The organism is Hyphomonas johnsonii MHS-2, from assembly GCF_000685275.1.
Taxonomy (GTDB): Bacteria; Pseudomonadota; Alphaproteobacteria; order Caulobacterales; family Hyphomonadaceae; genus Hyphomonas; species Hyphomonas johnsonii.
Map to the genome: position 1 here is coordinate 1 of NZ_ARYK01000004.1, position 25,335 is coordinate 25,335.

The 25,335-nt window shown below is 64.0% G+C and carries 27 protein-coding genes; 12 read left to right on the plus strand and 15 right to left on the minus strand.

Annotated features, from left to right (window positions below; genetic code table 11):
* Positions 1-568: hypothetical protein (locus HJO_RS18540; protein ID WP_035616220.1), on the plus strand; the 568-nt coding region annotated here is incomplete at its 5' end.
* Here HJO_RS18540 and HJO_RS08600 read toward each other — a convergent pair.
* The gene (locus HJO_RS08600) at positions 551-985 is read right to left on the minus strand and encodes a DUF4112 domain-containing protein (protein WP_051618434.1); all 435 of its coding nucleotides are present in this window, start codon (positions 983-985) and stop codon (positions 551-553) included. The genes HJO_RS18540 and HJO_RS08600 overlap by 18 nt on opposite strands.
* Before the next feature lie 82 nt (positions 986-1,067).
* Between HJO_RS08600 and HJO_RS08605 the strand changes: the two genes are divergently transcribed.
* Both HJO_RS08605 and HJO_RS08610 read left to right on the plus strand, forming a co-directional pair.
* A complete protein-coding gene (locus HJO_RS08605) occupies positions 1,068-1,409 on the plus strand; it encodes a DUF952 domain-containing protein (RefSeq protein ID WP_035616222.1) in 342 nt (113 codons plus the stop codon).
* Positions 1,410-2,462, plus strand: coding sequence for a quinone-dependent dihydroorotate dehydrogenase (locus tag HJO_RS08610; RefSeq protein WP_035616226.1), 1,053 nt, complete (start codon positions 1,410-1,412; stop codon positions 2,460-2,462). It abuts the gene before it with no gap.
* On the opposite strand, the gene HJO_RS08615 is transcribed toward HJO_RS08610, so the two are convergent.
* From HJO_RS08615 to HJO_RS08625, 3 genes are read right to left on the minus strand one after another with little or no spacing between them, the layout of a single operon-like run.
* Positions 2,425-3,729 carry an MATE family efflux transporter gene (locus tag HJO_RS08615; protein ID WP_035616227.1) on the minus strand — a complete coding sequence of 435 codons (1,305 nt, stop codon included), beginning with the start codon at positions 3,727-3,729 and terminating at the stop codon, positions 2,425-2,427. The two genes, HJO_RS08610 and HJO_RS08615, sit on opposite strands and share 38 nt — an antisense overlap.
* 9 nt (positions 3,730-3,738) lie before the next feature.
* Positions 3,739-4,512, minus strand: a complete 774-nt coding sequence (locus HJO_RS17695; protein WP_084141832.1) for a phosphatase PAP2 family protein — start codon at positions 4,510-4,512, stop codon at positions 3,739-3,741.
* Positions 4,478-5,791 carry a dicarboxylate/amino acid:cation symporter gene (locus HJO_RS08625; protein WP_035616228.1) on the minus strand — a complete coding sequence of 438 codons (1,314 nt, stop codon included), beginning with the start codon at positions 5,789-5,791 and terminating at the stop codon, positions 4,478-4,480. Before HJO_RS08625 ends, HJO_RS17695 begins: the two co-directional genes overlap by 35 nt.
* A 129-nt stretch (positions 5,792-5,920) precedes the next feature.
* On the opposite strand from HJO_RS08625, the gene hrpB reads away from it, so the two are divergent.
* Complete coding sequence (gene hrpB / locus HJO_RS08630; protein WP_035616707.1) at positions 5,921-8,362, plus strand: ATP-dependent helicase HrpB; 2,442 nt, start codon at positions 5,921-5,923, stop codon at positions 8,360-8,362.
* A 51-nt stretch (positions 8,363-8,413) separates the two neighbouring features.
* Positions 8,414-8,860 carry an OmpA family protein gene (locus HJO_RS08635; protein ID WP_035616229.1) on the plus strand — a complete coding sequence of 149 codons (447 nt, stop codon included), beginning with the start codon at positions 8,414-8,416 and terminating at the stop codon, positions 8,858-8,860.
* Between the two features lies 1 nt (position 8,861).
* Here HJO_RS08635 and HJO_RS08640 read toward each other — a convergent pair whose 3' ends face one another.
* The 8 genes from HJO_RS08640 to HJO_RS08675 form a co-directional block, all read right to left on the minus strand.
* Complete coding sequence (locus HJO_RS08640) at positions 8,862-9,287, minus strand: hypothetical protein (protein WP_035616233.1); 426 nt, start codon at positions 9,285-9,287, stop codon at positions 8,862-8,864.
* A 65-nt stretch (positions 9,288-9,352) separates the two neighbouring features.
* Positions 9,353-10,000 carry a pseudouridine synthase gene (locus HJO_RS08645; protein WP_035616236.1) on the minus strand — a complete coding sequence of 216 codons (648 nt, stop codon included), beginning with the start codon at positions 9,998-10,000 and terminating at the stop codon, positions 9,353-9,355.
* Positions 9,997-11,427, minus strand: a complete 1,431-nt coding sequence (locus HJO_RS08650) for a sensor histidine kinase (protein WP_241764704.1) — start codon at positions 11,425-11,427, stop codon at positions 9,997-9,999. Before HJO_RS08650 ends, HJO_RS08645 begins: the two co-directional genes overlap by 4 nt.
* A 15-nt stretch (positions 11,428-11,442) precedes the next feature.
* On the minus strand, positions 11,443-12,888 hold the full coding sequence (locus HJO_RS08655) for a dihydrolipoyl dehydrogenase family protein (protein ID WP_035616238.1): 1,446 nt from the start codon (positions 12,886-12,888) through the stop codon (positions 11,443-11,445).
* Positions 12,888-13,643 carry a TVP38/TMEM64 family protein gene (locus HJO_RS08660; protein WP_035616241.1) on the minus strand — a complete coding sequence of 252 codons (756 nt, stop codon included), beginning with the start codon at positions 13,641-13,643 and terminating at the stop codon, positions 12,888-12,890. Before HJO_RS08660 ends, HJO_RS08655 begins: the two co-directional genes overlap by 1 nt.
* Positions 13,630-14,430 (minus strand): DUF547 domain-containing protein, encoded by an 801-nt coding sequence (locus HJO_RS08665; protein WP_084141835.1) that lies wholly within the window; start codon positions 14,428-14,430, stop codon positions 13,630-13,632. The genes HJO_RS08660 and HJO_RS08665 overlap by 14 nt, the downstream gene beginning before the upstream one ends.
* Positions 14,431-14,533: 103 nt before the next feature.
* Positions 14,534-15,406, minus strand: coding sequence for a fatty acid desaturase (locus HJO_RS08670; RefSeq protein ID WP_035616243.1), 873 nt, complete (start codon positions 15,404-15,406; stop codon positions 14,534-14,536).
* Positions 15,403-15,597 (minus strand): hypothetical protein, encoded by a 195-nt coding sequence (locus HJO_RS08675; protein ID WP_035616246.1) that lies wholly within the window; start codon positions 15,595-15,597, stop codon positions 15,403-15,405. Before HJO_RS08675 ends, HJO_RS08670 begins: the two co-directional genes overlap by 4 nt.
* Positions 15,598-15,721: 124 nt before the next feature.
* Here HJO_RS08675 and HJO_RS17700 point away from each other — a divergent pair, with 124 nt between their 5' ends.
* On the plus strand, positions 15,722-16,864 hold the full coding sequence (locus HJO_RS17700; protein WP_162173805.1) for an aromatic ring-hydroxylating oxygenase subunit alpha: 1,143 nt from the start codon (positions 15,722-15,724) through the stop codon (positions 16,862-16,864).
* Positions 16,865-16,877: 13 nt separating this feature from the next.
* On the opposite strand, the gene HJO_RS08685 is transcribed toward HJO_RS17700, so the two are convergent.
* A complete protein-coding gene (locus HJO_RS08685) occupies positions 16,878-18,074 on the minus strand; it encodes a serine hydrolase domain-containing protein (RefSeq protein ID WP_162173806.1) in 1,197 nt (398 codons plus the stop codon).
* Positions 18,075-18,314: 240 nt separating this feature from the next.
* Here HJO_RS08685 and rpmH point away from each other — a divergent pair, with 240 nt between their 5' ends.
* From rpmH to yihA, 4 genes are read left to right on the plus strand one after another with little or no spacing between them, the layout of a single operon-like run.
* On the plus strand, positions 18,315-18,449 hold the full coding sequence (rpmH, locus tag HJO_RS08690; protein WP_034738102.1) for a 50S ribosomal protein L34: 135 nt from the start codon (positions 18,315-18,317) through the stop codon (positions 18,447-18,449).
* A 44-nt stretch (positions 18,450-18,493) separates the two neighbouring features.
* Positions 18,494-18,862 carry a ribonuclease P protein component gene (gene rnpA, locus HJO_RS08695; protein ID WP_035616247.1) on the plus strand — a complete coding sequence of 123 codons (369 nt, stop codon included), beginning with the start codon at positions 18,494-18,496 and terminating at the stop codon, positions 18,860-18,862.
* 51 nt (positions 18,863-18,913) lie between these two features.
* Positions 18,914-20,743 (plus strand): membrane protein insertase YidC, encoded by a 1,830-nt coding sequence (gene yidC, locus HJO_RS08700; RefSeq protein ID WP_035616248.1) that lies wholly within the window; start codon positions 18,914-18,916, stop codon positions 20,741-20,743.
* Positions 20,744-20,749: 6 nt separating this feature from the next.
* Positions 20,750-21,391: a ribosome biogenesis GTP-binding protein YihA/YsxC gene (gene yihA, locus HJO_RS08705; protein ID WP_035616249.1), complete on the plus strand. Its 642-nt coding sequence runs from the start codon at positions 20,750-20,752 to the stop codon at positions 21,389-21,391.
* Between the two features lie 68 nt (positions 21,392-21,459).
* Here the strand turns inward: yihA and HJO_RS08710 are convergent, their stop codons facing one another.
* The gene (locus tag HJO_RS08710) at positions 21,460-21,831 is read right to left on the minus strand and encodes a hypothetical protein (RefSeq protein ID WP_035616250.1); all 372 of its coding nucleotides are present in this window, start codon (positions 21,829-21,831) and stop codon (positions 21,460-21,462) included.
* A 160-nt stretch (positions 21,832-21,991) separates the two neighbouring features.
* Between HJO_RS08710 and HJO_RS08715 the strand changes: the two genes are divergently transcribed.
* Together HJO_RS08715 and HJO_RS08720 are read left to right on the plus strand one after the other, a co-directional pair.
* Positions 21,992-22,693: a DUF6090 family protein gene (locus tag HJO_RS08715; protein WP_156945515.1), complete on the plus strand. Its 702-nt coding sequence runs from the start codon at positions 21,992-21,994 to the stop codon at positions 22,691-22,693.
* A 125-nt stretch (positions 22,694-22,818) separates the two neighbouring features.
* The gene (locus tag HJO_RS08720) at positions 22,819-23,667 is read left to right on the plus strand and encodes a CPBP family intramembrane glutamic endopeptidase (RefSeq protein WP_156945517.1); all 849 of its coding nucleotides are present in this window, start codon (positions 22,819-22,821) and stop codon (positions 23,665-23,667) included.
* A gap of 80 nt (positions 23,668-23,747) precedes the next feature.
* Here HJO_RS08720 and HJO_RS08725 read toward each other — a convergent pair whose 3' ends face one another.
* Positions 23,748-25,310, minus strand: coding sequence for a hypothetical protein (locus HJO_RS08725; protein WP_156945519.1), 1,563 nt, complete (start codon positions 25,308-25,310; stop codon positions 23,748-23,750).
* Positions 25,311-25,335: the final 25 nt, after the last annotated feature.

Genomic DNA, 25,335 nt, shown 5'->3' on the forward strand with positions numbered 1-25,335 from the left:
GCCCACGCCGCATGTCGGCCCCATCCCCACGCCGGCCTCACTCAAGCCGGCACGCCCGGCGGATCTTCTCGTCGCGGCCAGTGCGCCGGATACCTACCGCCAGACCCGCCTGGCTGTCCGCCCCCTTGCGCCGGTCCCGGCCAGTCCGCGCACGGTTGATGCCTTCCTGGCCGAACGCGCAGGCCTGACGGCCGCGCAGCCGTTCGAAGATGCGGCGCTTGACGGTTTCCGGTCGGAATTCCTGCGCCGTGTCGCTGTTGTCGATGATGGCGTCGGCCAGTCCCTGACGCTGCCTGACGGGCGCGAAATGACGATCCTGTTCGAGCGCACGTTCCAGCGCGAGACAGCGGCGGCCAGTGTGCGTCCGATTGTCTATACGGGCGCCCCCTCCGACAGGGTGATCAGCTTCGTGTCGGACGTTGTCCCCGAAACCGTCACCGTGAATTGCCGGGATGTCGCCTACGCTTTCCCCGGGCAGGAGCGCGGCCGCTTTGCCGCCTGCGAATCCCCAACCGGCGGCTGGACCCTCGCACGCGCCTCCGATCCCCGGTCAGCCCCGCAGGTCTGACAGCCGGCCTGCGGCCTTCTGGTGGCGGGCGACCTTGCGGGTGAGATGGCGCTGTATCACCTTGAAATTCTTCGTGTTTGACTTGAAGAAGAAGTCGAATATGTCGCCGGCAACGGGTATCGCGCCCACCGCCGTGTCGAACAGGATGTTCCAGGCAATCTGCCCCGCCGCCAGCGGGTGCAGTTTCAGCCGTATCGCCGTGGACAGCGCATAGAGCCCCGCGACGCCCGTCGTCACGTCGCCCGCGACCGGGACAAGGCCCAGCAGTGAATCCAGGCCGAACCGGACTCCCATGACGGAAAATTGCGAATCCAGCATGCGGGCAAACGCATCCAGGCGCTGCAGCTCTTCTTCCACAGTGCGGCCATTCTCCAGCCTGAAACCGAGTAGATCCGGGTCGTATGGGTCAATTGCCAAGGGGCCCTCCCTGTCCGTGCACGCGCAGGATTGCACAGGCCGGGCCGTTGCGCACCCGCCCAAAGCCTGCTGAAACGCGCGCATGACCGACACACATGTCTACAAGCTTCTGACCGTGGCTGACTGGGCGGCTGCCGAAGCGGCGGGCGTGACCGCGACCGCGCTCGATCTCGCCGATGGGTATGTCCACCTGTCGGCGCGCGACTCGGTCGCTGAAACCGCACGGCTCCACTATGCCGGAGCATCCGGCGTGCGCCTGCTGGAATTCGCGATCGCCGACCTGCCGCCCCTGAAATGGGAACCGAGCCGCGGGGGTACTCTCTTCCCCCACCTTTACCACCCCCTCGCCATCGCCCTCGCCACACGCCTCTGGCAGCTGGACCTGGACTCCGGCGGCACCCCTCAAATGCCGGAGGACCTGTAGATGGGCCTCATCGGCATGGGCGTTGCCGCCGTCAGGATGCTGCCGCCCGAAGCGGCCCATTCCGCTACGATTTCTGCGCTCAAGCGCGGCCTTGGCGTGCCCTTGCGCACGCCCGCCATTGATCCCTCCCTCTCGGTCACCCTGCCCCGGTCCGGCCTGACCCTTGCCGGCCCCGTCGGCCTCGCCGCCGGTTTCGACAAGAATTGCGAAGTGCCTGCCGCAATGGCCCGTTTCGGGTTCGGCTTCGTCGAATGTGGCACCGTCACGCCCCTGCCGCAGCCGGGAAACCCGAAGCCACGCCTGTTCCGTCTCAGCGAAGACGGCGCAGTCATCAACCGGATGGGTTTCAACAATTACGGGCTCGCCTATTTCGTGCGCCGCCTGAAAGCCTATCGCGGAACGGCGCCGATCGGCGCAAATGTCGGCGCCAACAAGGAAAGCCAGGACCGGATCGCCGACTATGTGCGCGGCATCGAAGCCGTCTCGCCCCATGCCGACTATGTCACGGTCAACATTTCCTCGCCGAATACACCGGGCCTGCGCGGCCTGCAGGACAAGGGCGCGCTGCAGAGCCTGTTGGCCGCCTGCGGCGCCGCTGACCGGGCAGGCAAGCCGGTTTTCCTGAAAGTCGCGCCCGATCTCGACCGGTCGGCCATTGCCGACATTGTCGGTGTCGTGCGCAAGGAAGGCGCCTGGCTGGCCGGCCTGATCGTCTCCAACACGACACTTGCCCGGCCGGACACGCTGACAAGCCGCGACAAGGGTGAAGCGGGTGGCCTCTCCGGCGCACCCCTGATGGCGCCGTCTACCCGTGTCCTTGCCGCCTTTGCCGCCGAACTGCGCGGTGAATTCGACCTGATCGGGGCGGGCGGCATCGCCTCGGCAGCGGACGCTTACGCCAAGATCAAGGCGGGTGCTCATGCAGTCCAGCTCTATTCCGCGCTTGTCTATTCCGGCCCCGGCCTCGTTGCGCAGATACATGAGGACCTGCCGGCGCTGCTGGCGGCCGATGGCTTCACACGGCTGGCTGAGGCGGTCGGGACAGGCCTCTGAACAGGCCTGGCACGAAGGCGCCGAGGGCGACGGCGCGGTACACGTACATGCTGAGGAACGCCGTCCAGACGCCGGCATTCCCGAAGGCCGGGCGAAGCAGCATGTCGGTGCCGACATAGAGGATGGCAGCCAGGACGCCTGCGGTTCTCAGTGCCCGGCCCTGTGTGGTGCCAATGAACAGTCCATCAAGCTGCCAGGCCGCGACGCCGAGCACCGGAACGATGGCGCACCAGGGCAGGAATTGCAGCGCCGCACTGCGCGCCTCGGGGTCCGCGATGAAGGTCGAAATGACCCAGCCGCCGCCAAGGAAGTAGACCAGCGCGATCAATACCCCTGACCCGAGTGCAAACTCCGTCGTCAGCCGCATCGCGCGGGCGAGCCGTTTCCGGTCCCCGCCGCCATAGGCCTCGCCCGTTTCCTTTTCCGCCACGAAGGCAAAGCCGTCGAGCACGAAGGCGGCCACCGTGATGAATTGCAGGAGCACCTCGTTGCCGGCGGTTGCCGCGGTGCTGATCAGCGTGCCGGACCTGACAAACCAGGCGAAGCAGAACACCAGGGCCAGCGTGCGGACCATGATGTCGCGATTGGCCGAGAACAGGGCCGCAAGCCGGGCGCGGTCGAGCAGGTGTGCGTGGCCCCGGAACCCTGACCGCACCAGGACGAGCCCGAAGGCGACAGCCGTCCATTCCGCAATCGCGGTGCCGGCCCCGATGCCGGCCGGTCCGAGGTCCAGCCCGGCGACGAACCATGCGTCGAGCACGACATTGACACCGTTCATGACAATCTGCACCGCCAGCATCTGCCCGGTCTTGCCCGTGCCGAGCAGCCAGCCGGTAATGCCGAGTGACATGAGATAGGCCGGGGCCCCGAAAATGCGCGCGTTGAAATAGCCCGCGGCGAGAGATTCGACATGCTCGGTGCCCGCGAAGGCGGCGAACGTGGCCCAGCGCAGCAGCGGCGACAACAGGAAGATGGCAAGGCCGATCGCCCCACCCAGCATCACGGCCCGCAGCAGCACGGCGCGCACCTCGGCCACGTCGCCGCGCCCGTTGGATTGGGCCGACAGGCCGGTCGTCGACATCCGCAGGAAGCCGAAACCCCAATAGATGAAACTGTATGCCACTGCCGCGATGGCGACGGCCGCAAGGTCTGCCTTGTCCCCGAAACGGCCCATCACGGCGGTATCGACGAGGCCGGTCGTGGCGGTGGCCGCCTGTGCGAGCACGATCGGGATGGCGAGCGAGAGGACGCTCCGGCGGGTCAGCATCTGAGGCACCTATCCGAGGGCATGGTACAGCACACGTGCGGCCGGCAGGGTGAGAAGGGCGTAGACAGGGCCGGTGAGGCAGAGGACGCAGAGGGATGTGACGGGGGCGGCGCGGGGGACGGCGGGTGTGGCAGGGTGGTGGAGGCAGGCTGCGAGGGCCGTCAGCATCACCCCCCCGACGGCGAGACCGGCCAGCGTGTCGCTCGGCCAGTGCGCCCCGAGATAGACCCGCGAAACGGCGATGGAGACCACGAGCAGGGCAAGCAGGCCGGCAATGACAACCCGCCGCCGGCCGCCAAGCGTCATCCATGTCAGCACGGCAAGACCGCCATAGATCATCATCGCATTGGCGGCATGGCCACTCGGGAAACTGAAAGCCTCGACACCCCCATAGAGGTCAACCGTGGGCCGGGGCCGGACAACCCATCCCTTGATCAGGCGCACCATGATGGGCAGCAGGCTGTAAGCCAGCGCAACGCCTGCCGCCGGCCGCCAGGCCCGCCGCGCGAGCAGTGTCAGCACGACGACCACGCCGAACACCGACAGGTACCTGGCATCCCCCAGCGCCGACACGACCAGCATGGCCGTCGTCAGCCAGTCGGTGCGCAGGCCCGGCACCTGGTCTGTGAGCGTGCGGTCGAACCCGTCAATGTCCCAGGCGCCGGTAATCCCTGCAGCCATGACGCCAAGAACCAGGGCGCACAGTGCCGCCAGCCCGGCGTATTTCCGCCAGCCCGCCATGCCCGCGTCAGACGGTGTCGCGGGCCCGGAAGACCTCTTCATCGAGTTGGCCTTCCCATTTCGCGACGGCGGTGGCCACTGCGAGATCGCCCGTGATGTTGGTCACCGTTCGCATCATGTCGAGGATCCGGTCGAACGGGAAGAGCAGCGCGATGATGAGAACGGTCTGCTCCGGTGACACGCCGACGACGCTGAGCGTGGTGGCGGCAAGGAACAGGCTGACTGACGGGATGCCGGCCGTGCCGATCGACACCAGCGTCGCCATCAGGGCGATGGTGACATACATGCTCACCGTCATCGGCAGGCCAAGGGCCTGGGCGGCGAACAGGGCGATCAGGCCCTGGTAGAGGGCCGTTCCGTCCATGTTGATGGTTGCGCCCAGCGGCAGCACTGATGACGCGATGGACTTGCTGACGCCCAGGTTCTGGGTCGCGCACGACAAGGTCATCGGCAGGGTTGCGTTCGAGGAAGAGGTCGAAAAGGCGACAGCCTGCGCGTCGATCGCACCCCGGAAGAAGTCGAACAATGGCAGGCGCAGCATCACCTTGATGATGAATCCGAAGGTGAACAGCATGTGCAGGGCGCAGGCGATATAGAGCGCAGCGGTCATCTTGCCGAGCACCGCAAGGATCGTCAGCCCGCGATCCCCCAGCACCCAGGCCATCAGCGCGAACACGCCAAGGGGCGCGGTCTCCATGACGATCAGTGTCAGTTTCATCATGGCTTCGGCGGCGCTGTTCATGACATTGGCCAGCGGCTTGCCGGCTTCACCCGAGACCAGGATGCCGATGCCGAACAGGATCGCGAAAAAGATGATCGGCAGCACGTCGCCATTGGCCATCGCGGCGACCGGGTTGGTCGGGATGATCGACAGGATGGTGTGCAGCAGTTGCTCGGCAACGCTGCCGGGCTGGGGATTGGCTTCCAGTTGGGCCCGCGCGCTTTCGAGGTCTGCGGTGCTGACAGTTGACGTATCAAATCCCGCGCCCGGCTGGATCAGGCTGCCCAGCAGCAGGCCAAAGGATACCGCGATCAGCGTGGTACACATGTACATGGCAAGCGCTCGCCCGCCGAGACTGCCAAGTTTCTTGGGATCGCCCATGGCGAGCACGCCGGATACCAGCGTCGTGAAAATCAGCGGCACCACCAGCATCTTGATGAGATTGATGAAGGCGTCGCCAATGGGCTTGGCCCAGACCGTGACATTGGCCCCGGCAGCCTCGGCGCCCAATACCTGCCGCAGGATCAGGCCGATGGCGGCGCCCAGCACCAGGCCGGCCATCACACGCTTCCAAAGGTCTATCCGAAACCACCAGCCCATACACAACTCCCTCAAATCCTGAACGGTGACGGTACGGGCGCTTTGCGGCGAAGGCAAACATTGATGCGCCGATTTCCGAACCGGATGGCCATTGCCCTTTCAGGCCTGGCCGCCCTATGTCTGCCAGCCATGCACGCACCGATTGCTCCCCTGCCGATTGACGAGGTCCTCGACGAGGTCTGCACGGCGCTGCGTGACGGCACGCGGCTGGTTCTGGCCGCGCCGCCGGGCGCGGGGAAAACGACGCGCGTGCCGCTGGCGCTGGCGGGCCTGACCGGCGGCCCTGCGGTCATCGAGGGGCGCATCATCCTGCTCGAACCGCGCCGCGTGGCCGCGCGCATGGCCGCAATGCGCATGGCGCAGACGCTTGGCGAACCGCTCGGCCAGACCGTCGGCCTGACGACGCGGGTTGACCGGAAGGTCTCTGCCGCAACACGGATCGAGGTGATCACGGACGGCCTGTTTACCCGCCGCATCCTGTCGGACCCGGAATTGACAGGCGTCGGGGCAGTGATCTTCGATGAATTCCATGAGCGGCGCCTCAATGCCGACCTCGGCCTTGCGCTCGCGCTGGAAGCGCAGGGCGCGCTCCGGGAAGACCTGCGCCTGCTGGTCATGTCGGCGACACTGGACACGGCGCGCGTGGCCGGGGCGATCGGGGCACCGGTGATCGAAAGCGCCGGACGGCAATATCCGGTCGAAACGCGCTATCTCGGCCGTTCCACCGACCGTATCGAGGACAGGATGGCGGCCGCGATCCGGCGGGCCTTGCGGGAAGAAAAGGGCTCGATCCTCGCCTTCCTGCCGGGTGCACGCGAAATCACCCGCGTGGCCGAGCGGCTGGAGGACATCGAGGCCGGCTGCGTGGTGGCGCCGCTGTTCGGGGCCCTCTCGCCCGGCGAGCAGGATGCGGCAGTGGCGCCTGCCCCGCCCGGCACGCGCAAGATCGTGCTCGCCACCGATATTGCCGAAAGTGCGCTGACCATTGAAGGCGTCACCGTGGTGATCGACAGTGGTCTCGCCCGGGTGGCGGAAGAGGACATGGGCGGTCTCGGCCAGCGGTTGACGACAGTCAGGGCCTCGCGGGCGTCTGTCGACCAGCGGCGGGGCCGGGCCGGGCGCACCGCGCCGGGTGTCTGTTACCGGCTATGGGACGAGGCGGCGACGCGCGGCCTGACCGCGGCGCCGCAGCCGGAAATCCTGGTCAGCGACCTGTCGGGCCTGGTGCTGGCGCTGGCCGAGTGGGGCGAGCGGGATGCCGGGAACCTGACCTGGCTGGACGCGCCACCGCCAGGCAAGCTGAGGGCCGCAACGGACATGCTGGAGCGTCTTGGGGCGCTGGATGCAGGCGGTGGCCTGACAGCGCTGGGGACCGAGATGGCGCGCCTTCCCCTGTCGCCTCGCCTTGCGGCGCTTGTCGCCGGGGCCGGTTCATCCGGTGAGCGGGCCCTGGCGGCCGAGATCGCGGCGCTGGCGGGTGAGCGGGGGATCGGCGGCCCGTCGGCAGACATCCGCGAACGCCTCAGCCGGTTCCGGGCAGACCGGTCGCCGCGTGCGCGCACGCTGCAGCAGCAGGCCCGGGCCTGGGGCAAGGGCGCCGCACCGACCGGCGATGTTGCGAAACTGCTCGCCAAGGCCTGGCCAGACCAGATCGCGCGTGCCCGTCCGGGTAGTGCCGGTGTCTATCTCATGGCCTCCGGGCGGGCCGCCAGCCTGCCGGAGACGGACAGTCTGGCAAAATGCGACTGGCTCGTGGTCGCTGATCTTGGCGGCGCGAGCGGGCAGGCACGCATCACGCTGGCTGTGCCGCTGGCCGAGGCAGATGCGCTGGCGCTCGGCGGCGTGACCACGGAGGAACGGGCGGACTTCGAGCCGAAGACCGGACGGTTCACGGCGCGGCGGGTTCGCTCGCTCGGCGCCATCATCCTGTCCGAAGCCCCCCTGCCGAAGCCGGCGCCGGCCGTGGCCGCACAGGCCATGCTGGCAGCGATTGCGACGGAAGGCTTTGCGGCAATCGGCGCGGACCGTGTGGTCGACGAGACGCTCGGGCGGATCAGGCTGCTGGAGCGGGCCGGGCTGGTGGAAGCACCGGGCCTGACACTGGCGGTGCTGCGCGAGACGGCCGCAGACTGGCTGACGCCGCTGCTGACGCGCCAGGGCGCACGGGTGCCGAGCGACGGTCATGTGCGGGAGGCGCTGGTCGGCTCGCTCGACTGGCAATTGCAGGACGCATTGCGGCTGTATGCGCCGCTGTCGCTGGCGCTGCCTTCCGGGCAGACGGCCTCGGTCGACTATATCGATCCGCGTGCGCCGCTTGTCTCGGCGCGGGCGCAGGCCTTTTACGGCCTTGCCAGCCATCCGGCGATCGCATCGGGCCGGATGCCGGTGACGGTGGAACTCCTCTCGCCCGGCATGAAGCCGGCGGCCACGACGCAGGACCTGCCGCGTTTCTGGGAGAACGGCTACCGGGACATGGCGAAGGACATGCGCGGACGCTATCCCAAGCATGACTGGCCGGATGACCCCGCCACGGCGCGCGCGCACGAGGGCCGGACAAAGAAACGGCTCTGAGACGGAACCTGTCGGGCCTTCAGGGATAGGTAGGGCTTGCTGGAGAGTCTGATGAAAACTGCTATTTACCTGATTGCGCCGCTGATGCTGGCGGCCTGTGTTTCGCGCCCGGCCCCGCTGCCGGCCGCTGTCGCCGAAGATTTCGCCGCCACGCCGGATTGCGGGGCCGAGACATTCTCGATCTATTTCGAGGAAGGCTCCAGCAGCCTGTCTGACCAGTCCGATGCCGTGATTGATACCGTGTCGGATTCCTATTCGCGCTGCGACTTGCGCAAGATGGAGATCGAGGGCTTTGCCGATGCCAACGGGGATTCGGCGACGAACGAGGCGATTTCGGCCGCCCGCGCCGCAGCGGTCAAGGCGGCGCTGGAAACACGCGGCGTGGATGCCGAACGGGTGCGCCTGATCGCCTATGGTGAAATGGGGTCGGTGACCGAGGACGGCGAGGATGAACCGCTCAACCGCAAGGCCGAGGTGCGTCTGGTCCCTGAAAGATAGGCTAGTGGGGCCGGTGCGTGTCGGCGCCCCACTCGATGCCCATCGTCTTCTTCATCCATTCGGCAAAGGTGGCCGGCTTTTCGAGCGATTTCGGGTCCAGCGTGCCGAACGAGACCAGCGGACCGTCCTTGCCCTCAAGGCGGACTCCGCGAACATGCAGGTTGTTGTTCTGCCAGTCATTGTGCGTCCGCGTATCCAGGATCAGCATGACCTGCGTGCCGCCCTTGCCCTCAAGATCGCGTCCGAAAACCAGCCCATAGACGCTCTCGCGGCCCCACAGGCCGTGGCTGGACGCCTGCCGCTTGCCGTCGAGCAGGACTTCGTCCCAGAGCAGGGTACGGCGCCATTGCAGCACGTGCATGCGGTCTTCGTTGACGATCTTGAAATCAACATGGTGCAGCGACAAGCGAACGATTTCGGCGTGCATCGATGAGTCTCCCTATTATCGAATAACGATAATACACGCTTCCGTGCGAGTCAATTCCGCCTGCATCAGAACGGGCACGGCGCCTCGAATTCCACAGCCTGGCCGGTCGCCGGGTGGCGCAGGCGCAGCGTGGTGGCATGCAGGTGCAGGCGTGGCGCAGCCGCCAGCGCCTCGGCATGTGCGTAGATGTCGTCGCCCAGAATGGGGTGGCCGATGGCGGCGAGATGGAGGCGCAGCTGATGGGTGCGACCGGTGAGGGGCGTGAGGCGGAGGCGGGCGCCGCGGCTGTGCAGGCGCATGGTGGCATATTCCGTCCGGCTCGGCTTGCCGGTCTCGTGATTGACCTTCTGGCGCGGTCGGTTCGGCCAGTCATGGCTGAGCGGCAGGTCGATCAGGCCCCCGGCAGGATCCGGCGTGCCCCACACGTCGGCCACATAGGCCTTGGCGACCTCGCCGCGTTCGAACTGGGTGGAGAGGTTGCGCTGCACCGGCTTGGACCGCGCGAACAGGAGCAGGCCGCTCGTGGACATGTCGAGGCGGTGAACCGTCAGGGCGTCGGCATGGTCAGCGGCGACACGCGACAAGGCGCAGTCGGCCTTTGCCGGCCCGCGGCCGGGGACGGAAAGCAGTTCGGCCGGCTTGTCGATGACAATCAGGTCGGCGTCGACATGCAGGTAACGCACGGCGCCGGCCGGCGGGCAGTACTGCGTCACGCGCCATAGCCGGGCAGTTGCAGGCAGAACGTGGTTCCTGACGGGGAGGTGCTGGCGAGCAGGAGATCGCCGCCCATGCCCTGGGCCAGTTCGCGGGCGATCACGAGGCCAAGACCGGTGCCATTGCGCCGCGAGCTGCCGGCAAACGGCTTGAACAGGGTCTCGCAGGCGCTGTCCGGCAGGCCGGGGCCGGTGTCGATGATGTCGAGGCCGGCGGGGGTCAGGGTCGCCGTGATGCGGCGTTCGCCGGACTCAATACTGTCCATTGCCTCGGCCGCATTGCGCAAAAGGTTGGCGACGATGCGGTGCAGGTGATCGGGGTCGGCCATGATGTCGACATCGGGCGGGACAAGGTTTTTCCATTGCACCCGCGGGTGGGCCGCGAGCGCCTCGGCGGCAGCCTCCTCGACAGCGGCGTGCAGGCGAAACTGCTCGGGCCGGGCGGGCTGGGGCGTTGCCTTGCCATAGTCGAGTGTCTCGGTCGCCAGGCTGATCGCGCGTTCCAGCGCGCGCTCGAGGCGGGGCGCGGCGTTCTGCACCCGCGGATCTTCCGACCGGGCGAGCACGTCGGAGACAAGCTGCGCCGAGGCCAGCGAGTTGCGCAGGTCATGGTTGATCTTGGCCACCGCCGTGCCGAGTTCGGCGAGGTGTGCGCGGTTGCGGAAACTGGTCGCCACGGTGTCTTCCATGTCAGCGAGCGCATTCTGCGCCCGGCCGATCTCGTCGCGCCGCGGCGTCGGCTGCAGGCGGCGCGTCCAGGCGCCCGGATCATTGCGGAACTGTTCCGCACTCAGCGTCACCCGCCGCATCGGGCGCACGACCAGGAAGTGCAGCATGACGTAAATGATCCCGGCAGCAACGAACGCGATCAGCAGGGACAGGGCGGCAATCCGGCGGGCATAGGCCCACAGCGCCGCCTTCATCGGTGCCTGGGGCACGACGATTTCCAGAACGCGGCCAAGCGCCGAGCCGTCTGCGAAGATGACCAGCACCCGGTCGTCCGGCGCGAAAAAGGCGCCGAGTGTCGCCGCCGAGCGGCTCACGGAGTTCGAATTGCGAAGGTCCACGTTGTGCATCTGGCCCGCGATCGGTGTCTGGGCCGCCAGCAACTGGATGCGCATGTCGTCTTCCAGTTCGGTCACGGCAAGGACTTCCGCGTTCGTCAGCAACTGGTCGGAAAGCTCCTCGGATACATTGCGCGCCGGCGACGCTTCGAGGGCGAGCGCCGCGATACGGGCCGCCTGCACGCGTTCCTGCAGCCAGGCGTTCCGGAAACCCGACGCGCTGGGCACGAAGATCAGTGCCTCGACGATCAGGATGGACACCAGCGTCAGCGCGAACAGGCGAATCGACAGGCTTTCGAACCAGCGCGACGGCGCCGGCGCTGACAGGTCTGGCAGGGCCCCGGAATGGTTCTTGTCGCTCACACAGGCTGAATTAGCTTACGGGATGCGTTGGAGCAAGCCGACGAGGCGTTTGGCAGACTTGCTGAACAGCGCCTCGGTGAAATGGGCCGAGGCCGCGCGCTTCACCACTTCAGCCCGCGTCGGATAGGGCGAGATGAAATTGGTCAGGTCCTGGACCTTCAGGCCGTTGGACATTGCCAGCGATATGATCTGCAGGATGTCGCCTGCCCCTTCGCCGACAATCGAGGCGCCGAGCAGCTTTCCCTTGCGGATCACCAGCTTGGCCTCGCCCAGCGTCTTGCCTTCGGCAATCGCCCGGTCGTTCTCGTGGAACGGGAAGGACGAGGTTTCGACGCTGTCGCCGAATTTCTCGCGGGCCTCTGCCTCGGTCAGGGCAACCTGGGCGACTTCCGGGCTCGTGTAGGTGACAGCCGGGATTGGCAGGCTGTCGGCTTTCGTCCGCTGCTTGAAGAAGGCGCGGCGGGCAAACACGGATGCATGCCAGCCGGCAACATGGGTGAACTGTTCGCGGCCGGCGGAATCGCCCAGCGCCCAGACACGACGATTGCTGCGCGAGCGGAGGGTGTCACCGACCACGATGCCCTTGCGGTCGAACTCGACCTTGCCGGCCTCAAGGTCGAGGCCGTCCAGCATGGTGCGCCGCCCAACCGCGACGAGCAGGTGGCTGCCGTCGACCGGAACCTCGGCACCGTCATGTTCGGTGTGGACCCTGATGCCGCCATTTTCGGAAGAGACGCGCACTGCCTTGTGCCCTTCGAGAACGGTGACGCCCTCGTCGCGCAGGGCGCCAATCGCAATCGCCGCATGCGCGGGATCGGACTTGCCCAGCGCGAGCCCCATTTCGATCACGGTGGTCCTTGCGCCGAGGCGGGTGAATGCCTGGGCCATTTCAAGGCCGATCGGGCCGCCGCCCAGGATGACCAGGTGTTCCGGAAAGTCCGGCATCGAAAACAGGGTTTCGTTGGTGACGTAAGGCACCGTCTTCAGGCCTTCGATCGGTGGGATGAAGGCCGTCGACCCGGTGGCCACGACGATGCGGCGGGCGCGGGTGCGGGTGTTGGCGGAAACGACCGTATCGGGATCGGCAAAGCGGGCATGTTCGCGGATGACGGTGACGCCAAGCCCTTCGAACCGTTCCTGGCTGTCGACCGGCGCGATCGTGTCGATCGCGTGGCGCACATGCGCCTTGACGGCCGCCCAGTCTGTTACCGGAGCAGACACGCCGATACCGTACTTCGCGGCCTCGCGTGCAGATTGCGCGGCCTTGGCGGCACTGAGCAGGGCCTTGGACGGCACGCAGCCATAATTGAGGCAGTCGCCACCCATCTCGGCCTGCTCGTACAACACGACGTTCAGCCCGAACATGGCTGCGCCGGCGGCGGCTGACAGGCCGCCCGATCCGCCGCCAATGACGACGAGATCGGCCTTGTAGTCTTTTACCTGAACCTTGGTATCGTGCATCAGCTGGTGCCTTCCAGTTTGGCAGCCTTCTTTGCGAAGAGCTTCTTGTACGCCACCGGGATCAGCGACACCACACCGAGTGCAATGAAGGCAGGCACGAGATTTCGGCCGATGCTGGCAATATTGGGGTCTTCGCCGGCGGCGAAGGTCGCACCGAGGCCAGCACCAATCCAGGTATAGGCGATGACGCCCGGAATGATGCCGAGGGCGGTGGTGATGGCATAGTCACGGTATTTCGCACCGAGCAGCGCGGGCGCGATGTTGGCGACCGGGAACGGAACGACTGGCAGGAAGCGCAGGGCGAACATGTACGAGAAGGCGTCCTCCTGGAACCCGCGCTCCATCTTCTTGACAAACGGACCAGCCCGTTCGCGCAGGGCCGCCCCGACGGAGGTCCTGGCAGCGAAGAAGAGCAGGCTGGCACCGAGCGTGGCGCCGACAACGGTTGCCGGTGTGCCGCCCATCAGCCCGAACAGGAAGCCGCCGGCGATCGTGATCCACAGCGCGCCGGGCACCATGAACAGCGTTGCTGCGGCATAGACCAGGACGTAGGCCCCAACGGCCAGGAAGAGGTGTTCACTGACGAAACCGCGAAGGGTTTCCTGCTGGGCGCGGAGCGTATCCAGCGACAGGTAGTCGAACAGGCCGAAAGCCCACGCGGCCAGGATGCCGGCCGCGATCAGGTAGACCGGCCATAACCGGATGTGCAGGGGTGTCGGACGCCGGGTGCCGGCGGAGGGCTCATTCTGTGTCATTGAGGGACCAGTCATAGGCAAAGGAATTGATTTTCGGATTGGCGCGGATGCGCGCGGCGAGATCGGTGTCGGCATATGCAAGCAAATGGGCGATGACGGCGTCTTTCGAGCCGCCGAAATCGTCCTGGAACCAGTCATAGATGGACGACAGGACGAGGCCCTTGTCGGTAACTGTCACACCGCGCGGATTGTTGACATAGGCGCGGGCCGCCCCGTCGAGGTCTGCGTCGAGCGTTGCCGGCTCCCAGGCCTTTGCCATCAGGTTGGGACAGCTGATCGAGGCGCAATTGATGGAGTAATGGACACGCGGGTCGTGGAAGGTTGGCCGCAGGATCTTGTGCTCGATGTCATCGAGCGAGACTTCGCGTCCGCCGGCGACGACTTTGACCTTCTTCCAGGGCCCGCCGAAGAAATAGCCGTCCTTGATCGAACCAAGAGGATACTTGGACACGATGTAGCGCACGGTGACGGCATTGTAGAGATTGGCCCAGGCTGCGAAGGCGGCATTGTTGGTACCCGAAAGGTCCATGTCGGCAAAGCGGGCGATATAGGTGTCGAGGGCCTCGCGGTCGGCGGCACTGGCCTTGAGGCCGGCATAGTCGAACAGGTTGACGCCGTCCGGGGAGGCATGGACGTATCTACCGAGAAGGCGCGTCCAATCGGCGTGCTGGGCTTTGGCCATCTGCGTCCCTTCGACTGTTTGCGCGCCAGCATCCTCTGCGCCGGCAACAGGGGCAAGCGTGATTGCGGCAAGCGCAAGTGCGAGGGCGAAGGCGGTGCGTTTCATGGAATGTCTCTCTCGATTTCCACCGAGACATAGACTGTTCCCGCATCAGATGCGCCTCACGCTTGTAAGAGGTGCGATCAAAGGCCCGTGATCACTCGGAGAGCTAGAGGTTCTCGATCCGGCAACCCCGGGCATCGAGAACGGCGCGCATCTCGTGGAAAGCCTTCGGTGTCCGGATCAGTGGGATACGCGGATGCAGGTGGTGCACGATATGGTACTGCATGCCCATCGAGCCGATATTGCCGAGGACCGCCCGGAAGCCCCGCGTGTTGCGGTAGCGGCCGGTCAGGTTGCCCGGATGGTGCGGCGCCCAGCTGAGATAGTAGACGATATAGGTCTGGCCGATATGGCGCGGCAGCCACCAGAGCAACGCGGCTTCGATCGCGAAGCCGCTCCAGGCCAGCGCGAACAGGATCACGTAAAAGGCCAGCGTGGCGAACACGGCGTCCAGCATGACGTCCGGGCGGCCGATGCGTTGCAGGGCGGCGGCATAGGCATTCGGCCCGGATTCCGTGCCGGGCTGGCGTGACTGGATGCTGTTCCAGATCGCCGCCAGCGGGCCGGAGGCATGGGTGCCATAGTCGGGATCGAGGTCCGGGTCATTGGTGTGCTTGTGGTGTTCCAGATGGGTCAGGCGAGCGACGCGGTAGGGCAGCACGAGGGGGATGGTGGAAACATGCCCGACAAGCTCGTTGAGCCAGCGCAGCCTGTCGCCCGGCCGGGCGATGATATCGTGCTGGGCCTCGTGCGAGGGCAAGTAGCAGAGCATCACGTTGAGACAGGCGATCGGGAAGGCGATCCAGACCGACAGGGTGCCGGTCAATACCAGCGGCCAGAGGGACAGCCAGACAGCGAGGTTAGCGAACGCCCAGGTGACCGACACGATCGGGAACTTGCCGATATGCCGGCGCGCGATCTCGCGCTCCTGACGCATCAGCTCGGCGTCCGACAGCTGTTTCACGTCCGCGGTACTCATATCCAGCGCCCCCTGTACTGGGCGATGCCGCCCCAGACAGCGCCGAGCAGCAGGCCCGCAACCAGCGGGGTCAGCCCGAATGGCAGCGCCAGTCCGGCGCGCTCGATGATCTGGGCCGTCAGGGGCGCGATAAAGCCGAACGCGAACACGAGCGGCCCGAAGTGAAAGAGGGTCTTGATGACTGTTTCCATGCTGCGTCTCCCTGAAATCAAAAGTGACACATGCGTCAACTTTTGTCGAGAGGCGCCGAGAGCCCGTTGCCTTCGGTCGACAAAAGGTGACGCATGTGTCATTTTTTGGGTCAGGAGGATCAACATGACACGAGAATTGCCGGGCATCAGCACCGCCGAGATCGACCGGGCTGCGCGGCCCCTGGCGCAGGCCATGACCCTGCCGCCGGCAGCATACATTCGGGAAGATGTCTTCGGCCTCGAAGTCGAACGGATCTTCCGCAGGCGCTGGCTTCCGCTGGCGCGCGTCGATCAGGTGGCAAAGCCGGGTGACTTCCTGTCGATGGACGTGTTCGGCCAGCCGGTCATGATCGTGCACGGGCAGGACGGTGAAATCCGGGTCATGTCGCGCACCTGCCTGCACCGCGCGGCGCAGGTGGTGGAGGGCAATGGCAACCGGAAGCTGTTCACCTGCCCGTATCACGCCTGGAGCTATGACACGGCCGGCCAGCTTGTCCGGGCGCCCCTGATGGAGGGCGCCGAGGGCTTTTCGGAATCAGGTTGCCGCCTGCCACAGGTCCGCACCGAGATATGGCAGGGATTCATCTTGGCCAATTTCGATCCAGACGCTGCGCCTTTCGCGCCGCAGGCCAGGACCTTCGAGACCTATTTCGAGAAGTTCCGGCTGGAGGACATGGTCGTCGTGCGGACGCTTGAATATGACAGCGACTGGAACTGGAAGGTTCTCGTGGAGAATTTCATGGAGGCCTACCACCATATCGGGGTTCACCCGGAAACGTTTGAGCCTGCCTATCATGCGCGCGATTCCCGCGTGCCGGACAATGATGGCCCCTGGTCCATCCTTCATATGCCCGCTGCGCATGAAGAGGTGCCGCTGGGCCTGCCGCCCGTCGAAGGCCTTGAGGACTGGCAGGTGCGGGACCTGTTTGCCAGTGTCCTGTACCCGCATTTCCTGCTCGGCGTTCAGGGCAGCGTGGTGACCTGGTACCAGGTGTTCCCGGAAGCGGCCGGAAAGATGAAGCTGAAGATCCATATCTGCGTGCCGGGCGCCTATACCGGTTTTGAAGGCTTCGATCAGATCGCAGACGAAATCAGCCGGATGGTGGCGGCGATCCATGACGAGGACATCGGTGCGAACCATACTGTCTGGAAGGGGCTGAATGCGCCGCTGACGCGGCAGGGCCGGCTTTCCCCACTGGAAAAGGCGATCTGGCAGTTCAACACGTGGTGGCTGGAGACGATGGTGCCCGAGGGCGATACAGGCTGACGGCGCTGCGGCGCTATTTTCCGCCGCCGGCCCTGTCGGTGTCGAGTTCCATCCAGTCCTGCGGCGGCAGGTTGTAGGCCATGTCCATGACTTCAAATTCCACGCCGACCGGCAGGCGCGAACTGGAATTCCAGAGCGCCACGACGCCGGTATCCTTTTCCGGGTCGAACAGGATCAGCGACCGGTAGCCTTCGACGGCGCCGCGATGGCCGACCACGCGGGTGCCGGTCTCGCCATATTTGTACACGCGCCAGCCAAGGGCATAGCGGGCGTCTTTCATGTGCCCCTTGTAGCGCCGGGTGATGCCGGATTGCTCGCGGCGTGTGTAGACGCGCGGCGTCTGCATCTGGGCGAGGGCGAATTCGCTCAAGACATCCGGCTCGAGCCCCATCTGGGCCCGGGCATAGAGGGCAAGGTCGCGGATCGAGCCATTGACGCCACCGGCGGCCGGAACACGGTAATAGTCGTCATTGACGACCTTCCTTTCCGGCAGGCCGGCCGTCCGGCCCCGTTTGACGTGGGGCTCGGCCCAGGATTCCGACGCCTGGAGGCCAACCCGCCCGATACTGGCGGAGACCATGCCGAGTGGCTCGAACAGCGCCTTGCGCACGGCGTCCGCATAGGACGTGTGGGTGACCGATTCGATCACTTCGGACAGCGTATCGAAAGCGACGTTCTGATAGGTATGGCATTCACCGACCGGGCAGATCGCCTTGAGATTGCCCAGGCTGCGCCGGATCTCGGCCGGGTCCCTGCCGTCTTCAAGGCGTGTGTCGAAGGCATTCGAGACAATGCTCAGCTGGTGGGACAGCACGTCTTCCAGGGTTGCCATGCGCTCGGCCCCGCCGGGCAGGCGCAGGGATGTGCCGAACTTGGCGACCGGATCGGCCAGTGACAGCTTTCCCTGCTCGGCGAGTTTCGTCACCTCGCTGGCCGCGACCCCCTTGGACAGGGACGCCCAGCGGAACACGGTCGTGTCGCTGACCGGGGTGCCGCCATGGGTTGTGACGCCGTAACCCCGGGCAAAGCGGATTTCGCCATTCTCGATCACCGCGACAGCCAGGCCGACAATCTCGTCTTCCGCCGCGAGCCGTGTCAGGCGCTGGTCCAGCCGGTCATAGTCGATCACCTGCGCGCTGGCCGGGTTCAGGGCAGCGGGGCTGAATGCGACGAGGCAAAACGACAAGACAGCAGAGCGTAGAGAAAGCATGAGCATCCTTCAGATTTTGCCGCCACCAGAGCCCCCAGACTGGGCCAGACTCGGATACCCTGTAAAGTGGCGTGATGCCGGGCGGCGTGCGTTCCGGCAGGAACAGGCAGGCCAGACACGCGGATCGCCGCAAAAATATGCCCCGAAGGCGGGTCAGACTGTGTCTCTCCGCCTTGACCTTCGCGCCTGTCGCCTGTATTGGCCGCTCTTTCCGAGACATACCAGCCCCAGAGCAAGCCCATGAAACGTACATTCCAGCCGAGCAACCTGCGCCGCAAGCGCACCCATGGCTTCCGCCTGCGCATGGCAACCAAGAATGGCCGCAAGGTTCTGGCACGCCGCCGGGCAAAAGGCCGCAAGGAACTGTCCGCCTAGGCGAGACACCAGGTTCCCCCTGCCGGAAAGGCCGGGAGCAGCAGATGCCGCAGCAAAATACAGACAGTCCGATTGAGGTCGTTCGCCTGGCGAAGCGGCCTCAATTCCTTTTTGTCCGCAACGGCCCCGCCGAACGCCGGAAATCCGTTGTCGTGCAGGCGCGCCGACGCACCGGCGATGCGCCGGGCAGCCATGTCGGCGCGGGTTTCACGGCGACCAAGCGGGTCGGCAATTCCGTTGTCCGCAACCGCGCCAAGCGCCGCCTGAGGGAAGCCTCTCGCCTGCTCCTTCCCCGGCTCGGCCAGCCGGGAACGGATTATGTTTTCATCGCCCGGGACGCAACCGCTGACATTGCGTGGTCGCGTTTGCTTGACGATATGGAAAGCGCGCTGATAAGCCTCGCCGCTCATTGACCTTGCCCCTCGCTCCGAGGGCTGGCCAGAAACCTCCGGGACCCGTTTTCGATGGAAAAACAAGACCAGCGAAATTTCCTCATCGCGATGGCGTTGATGATCGCTTTCGTATTCGGCTACCAGAAATTCTTCATGGAGCCCGCCCAGAAGCGCTTTGAGGCCCAGCAGGCCGTGATCAAGGCCGATGCCCAGCCCGGCATGACGGCGACCGAACTGGCCGCCGTGCCGGCGGTTGCGGCCACGAAAACGGTCGAGGAGGCCGTTGCCAGCTCCGCCCGCGTCAAGTTTGACGGTGGCTCGGTCGACGGGTCGATCCGACTGGCCGGTGCGCGCATTGACGATCTCAGCCTGCGCAAGCACTTCCTGACCGTCGAGAAGAAGCAGGAAGTCCGCCTGTTCCGTCCCGAAGCGTCCGAATTCGGCTATTTTGCCACCTATTACTGGGCCGACGGCCAGTCGCTGGTCGCCGGGCGCAATTCGCCCTGGGTCCAGGTCGGCGGCGGTGAACTGACGCCCTCCTCGCCGATCACGTTGCGACTGGAGACACCGGGCCTGACCATCGATCGCACCGTGACGGTCGACGAGGACTACATGTTCACGTTCGAGGACAGGCTGACCAATACGGGCGACACGGCCCGCAATGTCAGGGCGATCGGCTCGGTCGAACGCCACGGCGCCTACAAGGATTTCCTCGAAGCGACCGATCCGGGCTCGGCGACCGCCAGCGGGCTTGCCCATATGGGCCTGATGGGCGTTGTCGAGAACAAGCTGCGCCTGAAGAAATACAAGCCGCTGCTCGAACTGAAGAAGATCGACGGCGAGACCGACGAGGGCACGTTCCCGTCCGATCAGGGCGGCTGGTGGGGCCTGACCGACAAATACTGGATGGGCGCGCTGGTGCCCCAGCAGGACCGCCCTTTCATTGCGGTGGTGAACAAGAAGAGCATCGCCACCGGCGGGCCGCTGGAAGTGCGCACGGAAGGCGAGAGCTACATGCTGGAGCGGGGCCAGTCGCTGACGGTCGAGAACCGCATCTTTGCCGGGGCCAAGCGCTTTGACGTGCTGCAGACCTACCAGAACGATCTCGGCATCCCGCGCATGGTCGACGCCATCGACTGGGGCTGGGCCTTCTTCCTGACCAAGCCGTTCTTCTACGTCCTGGAATGGCTGGCCGGCGTGCTCAGCTCGTTCGGCTGGGCGATCCTGGCCTTCACGGTCCTGGTCAAGCTGCCGCTCGTGCCGCTGTTCAACACGAGCTACAAGTCGATGGCCAAGATGAAGAAGCTGCAGGAGCCGATGAAGGAGATCAACGAGCGGTTCGCCGCCGATCCCCAGCGCAAGCAGCAGGAAATCATGAAGCTGTACAAGCAGGAAGGCGCCAACCCGCTGGGCGGCTGCCTGCCGCTGGTGGTGACCATCCCGATCTTCTACGCGCTCTACAAGACACTCTATGTGACGCTGGAAATGCGCCACACGCCCTTCCTGTTCCTGAAGGACCTTTCGGCGCCCGACCCGACGGCGATCGGCAACCTGTTCGGCCTGCTGCCCTGGGCGGCGTCGGATGTGAAATCCGTGCCGGTCATCGGCGTCGTGATCGGTATCGGCATCCTGCCCCTGCTGTACGGCATCACCATGGCCGCGCTGCAGACGCTGAACCCGCCGCCGCCGGACCCGATGCAGCGCCGGGTGATCCAGTTGCTGCCGCTGGTGTTCATGTTCGTGTTCGGCGGGTTTGCTGCCGGCCTCGTCCTGTACTGGGTGTGGAGCAACACGCTGTCCTTCGCGCAGCAATATTTCATCATGCGCCGCAATGGTGTGGACACCGAGATCGGCAAGACGATTTCGCGCCTGCTGGGGCGCGCCAAGAAACCGGCGGACTGACCTGTCATGGATGTGCGCCCGGTACCGAGTGAAGACCAGATCGAAACCGGCCGGGTGCTGTTTGCCGGGCCCGTCGACTTCGTCATGGGCGTTGTTGACCTGAAAGGCCTGCCGCCTGCCGATCGCACGGAAGTCTGCTTTGCCGGCCGGTCGAATGTCGGCAAGTCCAGCCTGATCAATGCGCTGACCGGGCGCAACAAGCTGGCGCGGAGCTCTTCCGAGCCCGGCCGGACGCGCGAGCTGAACTATTTCGATGTCGGCCCCGGCCAGCTGTATCTCGTCGACCTGCCGGGCTTTGGCTATGCCAAGGTCAGCCGCACGCAGGCCGACGCCTGGATGAAGCTGACACGGGCCTACCTGCGCGGGCGGCCGAGCCTGCGCCGCGTGTTCCTGCTGGTCGATGCCCGCCGCGGCCTGATGGACACGGACGAAGAGGTCATGGACATGCTGGACAGCTCGGCAGTGACCTACCAGATCCTGCTGACCAAGGTCGACAAGCTGGCCAAGGGCGAAGTCGATGCCCTGCGTGACGGGATCGAGACCAAGCTGAAGAAGCGCGGTGCGGCCCACCCGATGGTGCAGGTGACCTCATCGGAAAAGGGCTGGGGCATTCCCGAACTGCGCGCGGAGATCGTCGCGCTGCTTTAGGCCTGCACGAGCGGCGCCTGCGAGGGCGCTTGGGGGTAGGGCTGCATTTTCTGGTTCGAACGGCTCGGTCAGGTGTCGGGGATGGCGAATCCGTCACCCCTGCGCAGGCCGGCATTGCGTGCGGCACGCCCGGACACATCCGAGAGACGCCCCGGCGTGAACCGGGGGCGCGGAGAGGCGGCACCCGCAAGCGCAAGCCTCAGCCGATCCGACACGGGTGCACGGAAACAGCCCGAACGTTGCACGGACATGTCGTCAGACAGCCGGATGAGCACGACGCGCCCGTTCCACATCACGCCCCAGAGCATTTGCGCCCCGGGATGGCCCGCTGTGCGAAACCATCTCTTCAGGCGCTGGATGCGCCAGAAGATCAGCGGCCAGAGCGGCAGCAGGTACCAGGGCAGGCCGGGCATCGGCGTGAGGAGAGAGAAGGCTGGCATCGCGGGGCAGTATATACCGGGGGCGAATGGGGGTGGATAAGGTGGAGCGTGTGCCCCTCACGCCGGACGCAGCCGGTGGGTCGGGAAGCAGGACGTTTTGCCTTGTTAGACTGCCATTCTCCATTCAGTGTATGTCGGCATTTTGATGGGGGACAAGGATATGCTGTTAAGCCGCGTGACGAAGCATGTGAAAGACCAGAACTGGTTCGCCGCGGCGCTGGATTTTTGTATCGTGGTCGCTGGTATTCTGATTGCGGTTCAGATCGATGCCTGGGCGAACCGACAGGCTGTCCAGAAATCCACCGAGGCGTCACTCAGGATGTTGTTGTCTGATCTTACGCTGGATATCGAACGTCTGGATTTGGTGACTGAGGCGCAAACCATGCGGATTGACGCTTTGCAACGTGTCAGCGACACGCTCAAGGAGCCTGATCCCAACTACGAGGAAGTCGCCGAAAACCTCAACCTCGCCGTCGATAATTCCAGAACGCTTCTCGTGCGGGATACCGTCTACGACACCATGGAGAAAGAGGGACAACTGGTCGTCCTTCCCCCAGAGCTTCGGCGCAAAATCAGCATGACCTATGGCTACGATTTTCCTGCCTTGGCGACAGCGGGCCTGCAGATGGATGAAAACGCGGATGAAGTCGAATCGCGGTGTGTCGATGCATATTGGGATAGGGAGTTGCGCGTGCCGATCAGCGAAACAAGAGAAGACCTGGCGCGATTGCGTAATTGCATAATCAATCTGAGGGGCTATTCAGCGTGGTATCTAAGTTCAAGCGAAGGTCAGTATCGTCAGAACGCCGAGGCTTTGAAGACTGCGCTTGAAATTGAACTGGGGATAGAACGCGAACTTTAGCGGACGTCGAATTGTGCTCCTGTGCTCCCTGGAAAGCCAACTGAAGCCCTAGAACTGGAGCAGCAGTTGCGCAGGTCCGCTCAGCGGCCGGAAGCGTCTCTGCGCAGGGGCACGGGAGGGACAGCGTGCAGGTTTTCTCAAATCGCGAGGGCCAGTTGCATCTTTTCTGGCGCCTTCTTCTGTTTCCTGTTTGCCTGGCGGCATTGATCTTTCCGTTACTATTCTTGCGCAGCAGTCTGCTTCAATTTTTCTTTGGTTCCTTTCTTCTTGTTGGCCTTTTGGCGGGCTGGGCGACATGGATCGATCGGTCGTCAATCAAGCGCTACGGACTTTCATTTGATTGGGTTATCGCCCGCGATCTGTTTGCGGGCGGGCTTGTGGGGGTGATGGCCGTTGGGCTTATCTGGGTGGTGTCAGACCGGCTCGGTTTTTTCGGTACGATATCGGTGAACAGGGCGGCCTTTGATACACTGTTCTGGCTGTTTCTCTTAAAGACCCTACTGGTTGCTTTCTGGGAGGAGACCGTATTTCGAGGGTTTCTGCTCGTGAACTTGCTGGAGAGTCTCTCAGACGTGTTGGGTCGCCAAGGGGCTATGGCGGGCGCCGCACTGCTGTCATCGTTGGCCTTTGGGGCCGTACACGCGGGAACGAGTCACTTTTCCATCTTCGCCTTCATGCTTTTGACGCTCAACGGAATTGTCTGGTGTATCCCCATACTAATGACGAGGAGGCTTGGCCTGTCGATTGGGATGCATGCGCTTTGGAACTTCGCGCAAACCAAGATGTTTGGTTTCCCCATGAGCGGCAACCCGCCTGAAGGTTCCTTGATCGTCGCCGATCTGAAGGGGCCTGAAGCATGGTCAGGTGGAGCATACGGACCCGAAGCCGGGCTCGCAGGCATTGTCGGCTTGATCACGATGCTTGTGCTGGCGATGGCATTTTGCCGGGCGACCAGCGGGCGGCAAAGGTCGTGAACTTTTCGCGGCGTCTGCGCACCACCCACTCAAAGAACGCAAACTTGACCCCTGAACCGCAAAAGGACTTCGGGATGAAGTTAGCGGGTCTTGAGCAGGGCGGGGTTAAGAAGCGCCTGCAAGGCAGCTAGAAAGTCGTATTTCGTTCGTTTTCCCGAGAAGACCAGAACCCAGCCATTATCCAGGAATCGGGCAGCTATCAATTTTTCAGGGTCTGCAATACGCGTCGCGTCAATATCGGCGTGCGATATGAAACTTTCCACAATCTTCAGACGGACATCTTCTTTCTGCAATCCAAATACGAAGATCGTTTTTGAAAGCACAGGTTGCGACAGGCACTTTTGAAACTCCCATGCCACTCCGTCGGACAGATTGAGTTGCAGAACGACCAAATTGGCCTTGTCCAGAAGTTGTTCGATCCTGTCCTGCCACCCGTTCTGAGACATCTTCTCCATCACTGGGCCTCTTGTGTTGAGGGAGGGGTCTGCAGGGTTCTGGACTGCCATGACGGGTCCGACATACCAGGCATACTCGCACAACAACTCGTCCAAACGACGAACTCGGTATGACTGTGTGATAAATTTCGAAAGCGAAAAGAAGCGCTCGTTCATACGAAGTTTGTCATCACCAAACATCCGCAAATACACTGTGGGTGCGCGGTTATCCGACTTCAGAATATTGTCGATGTCCAAGCGAAATATGGCGTACGCCACGTATCTGAGTGGAAATGTCGCTAGCACCATTAGGGGGAGGAGCAGAATTGCGACAACCGAATAAGTGACGCCAGAATAGATACCACCCGAGTTGAGGGCGTCGTCGTTTGGGCCGAAGGAGGCATAATAAAGATCTTCATAGGAAAGCGGCGTGATATACAGTACAAAGATTCCGAATCCGATCGCAAACACCGCTACAGCCCCACAGAGACCCCCGATGATACGGTAGACCAGATGCGACTTGCGGGCATATCGGGGCACGAAATTGGCAACAGGTGGAGCTGCCTCCGGATTGCTTTCGTAAGTGTCACTCAGACGGGCAAATGCGTCCGACCAGACCGCCCGTGATGCTGCCAGAATTCGCCATGTATAGTAAATGACAATGGGTGCGGAGACGAGAGTCAGCACGATCATGCTTGGCGGCGTGCCTTCTACAGGCATCCCCCAGAGGGCAGCTTCAGCCACGGTAAGAATGATATATGAGATCGAAATGAGCACCAATATGATTGAAGACGTTCGAACGACGATCCGTTTTGCTGACAACCATGAATGCCCCAGCAGGATAAGTGCGCCGGCACAAAAGAATAAGATGCTGCTGGGATAAAACGAATAGATAGCGTCCTGAAAATACACCTCAATTGCCCAGATCAAAGCCAACATCAGTGCGAAGATTGCGCCCGCAGCAATGCGCCAGACAATGGTGTTCCGCTTCCATGCGATAAAGGTAAAAGTGTACCCGATTGCAGCCACCGAGCAGATCAGCAGATTGAGCTGCACACCTTCTGTGCTGGCCCGCATGTCCCACGCGTTGACCATCATTACAAAGAGCAGCGCGAAGCCCAGATTTGCGCAGAGATAACCAACAAAGCTGAGGCTTTTTAGAGTCTTCGCGATCGTCTCGACGTTGTGAATTCTCAATTCTTGACGCAAGGGTCGTTTCTCCTCAAGCTGTGTG

Coding starts and splice junctions, on each gene's coding strand:
- HJO_RS08605 (WP_035616222.1), top strand. CDS start 1,068: ATGACCGACACACATGTCTACAAGCTTCTGACCGTGGCTGACTGGGCG.
- HJO_RS08610 (WP_035616226.1), top strand. CDS start 1,410: ATGGGCCTCATCGGCATGGGCGTTGCCGCCGTCAGGATGCTGCCGCCC.
- HJO_RS08615 (WP_035616227.1), bottom strand. CDS start 3,729: ATGCTGACCCGCCGGAGCGTCCTCTCGCTCGCCATCCCGATCGTGCTC.
- HJO_RS17695 (WP_084141832.1), bottom strand. CDS start 4,512: ATGAAGAGGTCTTCCGGGCCCGCGACACCGTCTGACGCGGGCATGGCG.
- HJO_RS08625 (WP_035616228.1), bottom strand. CDS start 5,791: ATGGGCTGGTGGTTTCGGATAGACCTTTGGAAGCGTGTGATGGCCGGC.
- hrpB (WP_035616707.1), top strand. CDS start 5,921: ATGCACGCACCGATTGCTCCCCTGCCGATTGACGAGGTCCTCGACGAG.
- HJO_RS08635 (WP_035616229.1), top strand. CDS start 8,414: ATGAAAACTGCTATTTACCTGATTGCGCCGCTGATGCTGGCGGCCTGT.
- HJO_RS08640 (WP_035616233.1), bottom strand. CDS start 9,287: ATGCACGCCGAAATCGTTCGCTTGTCGCTGCACCATGTTGATTTCAAG.
- HJO_RS08655 (WP_035616238.1), bottom strand. CDS start 12,888: ATGCACGATACCAAGGTTCAGGTAAAAGACTACAAGGCCGATCTCGTC.
- HJO_RS08660 (WP_035616241.1), bottom strand. CDS start 13,643: ATGACACAGAATGAGCCCTCCGCCGGCACCCGGCGTCCGACACCCCTG.
- HJO_RS08665 (WP_084141835.1), bottom strand. CDS start 14,430: ATGAAACGCACCGCCTTCGCCCTCGCACTTGCGCTTGCCGCAATCACG.
- HJO_RS08670 (WP_035616243.1), bottom strand. CDS start 15,406: ATGAGTACCGCGGACGTGAAACAGCTGTCGGACGCCGAGCTGATGCGT.
- HJO_RS08675 (WP_035616246.1), bottom strand. CDS start 15,597: ATGGAAACAGTCATCAAGACCCTCTTTCACTTCGGGCCGCTCGTGTTC.
- HJO_RS17700 (WP_162173805.1), top strand. CDS start 15,722: ATGACACGAGAATTGCCGGGCATCAGCACCGCCGAGATCGACCGGGCT.
- HJO_RS08685 (WP_162173806.1), bottom strand. CDS start 18,074: ATGCTTTCTCTACGCTCTGCTGTCTTGTCGTTTTGCCTCGTCGCATTC.
- rpmH (WP_034738102.1), top strand. CDS start 18,315: ATGAAACGTACATTCCAGCCGAGCAACCTGCGCCGCAAGCGCACCCAT.
- rnpA (WP_035616247.1), top strand. CDS start 18,494: ATGCCGCAGCAAAATACAGACAGTCCGATTGAGGTCGTTCGCCTGGCG.
- yidC (WP_035616248.1), top strand. CDS start 18,914: ATGGAAAAACAAGACCAGCGAAATTTCCTCATCGCGATGGCGTTGATG.
- yihA (WP_035616249.1), top strand. CDS start 20,750: ATGGATGTGCGCCCGGTACCGAGTGAAGACCAGATCGAAACCGGCCGG.
- HJO_RS08710 (WP_035616250.1), bottom strand. CDS start 21,831: ATGCCAGCCTTCTCTCTCCTCACGCCGATGCCCGGCCTGCCCTGGTAC.
- HJO_RS08715 (WP_156945515.1), top strand. CDS start 21,992: ATGCTGTTAAGCCGCGTGACGAAGCATGTGAAAGACCAGAACTGGTTC.